This is a genomic window from Agromyces binzhouensis (assembly GCF_004135055.1).
Taxonomy (GTDB): Bacteria; Actinomycetota; Actinomycetes; order Actinomycetales; family Microbacteriaceae; genus Agromyces; species Agromyces binzhouensis.
On record NZ_SDPL01000723.1, the window covers coordinates 1 to 740 of the forward strand.

The 740-nt window shown below is 77.4% G+C and carries 1 protein-coding gene; it reads right to left on the reverse strand.

All coding sequences use genetic code 11. From position 1 onward, the window contains the following. Window positions 1–661: SGNH/GDSL hydrolase family protein (locus tag ESO86_RS17885; RefSeq protein ID WP_165308376.1), on the reverse strand; the 661-nt coding region annotated here is incomplete at its 3' end. Window positions 662–740 lie beyond the last annotated feature (79 nt).

Genomic DNA, 740 nt, shown 5'->3' on the forward strand with positions numbered 1-740 from the left:
GCATCGCATGCCGCACCAGCCACTCGGCGTCCGGCAGCGGCGGCGCGTCGGGCTCCTCCGCGTCGCCGTGGAGCACCGCGTCGAGTCCGGCGAGGGCCGCGGCATCCGGCACGCCCAGGACGTCGGCCGCCGCGTACGCGAGCGCCCGATGGCCCGAGGAGTTCAGGTGGACGCGGTCCTCGGCCCACATGCCCCGCGCCGTGAGCCCACCGTGGGCGGACGCGTCCAGGACCATCGCGCCCGCCCCGTCGGCGCGGGCGACGAGGCGCTCGGCGAACCGCTCGAACGCGACCCGGACCGAACCGAGCCGTGCGTGCGCGGGCAGGAACGGCGTCACGACGAGCACGTCGCACCCGACCCCCCGGAGGCCGTCGACGGCGTCGCCGACGCGATCCGCGAGCGCCTCGGCCCGTGCGCCGACGCGCACGAGGTCGTTGCCGCCGATCAGCACCGTGACGAGGTCGGCCCCGAGGTCGAGGGCGCGCGGGAGCTGGACGTCGACGGCGTCCGCGACGCGCCGGCTGCGCACCGCGAGGTTCGCATAGCCGATGCCGCCGGCCGACTGCGCGAGCAGCATCGCCAACCGGTCCGCCCAGCCGCGGTACTCCCCCGCGGCCATCCGCGACGAGTCGCAGAGGCCCTCCGTGACCGAATCGCCCACGGCGACGAACCTCTGCCAGGCCGGGCGCGTCGCGGGCGACGGCCGCACCCGCTCGACCACCGGGGCCGTCACGCCGACG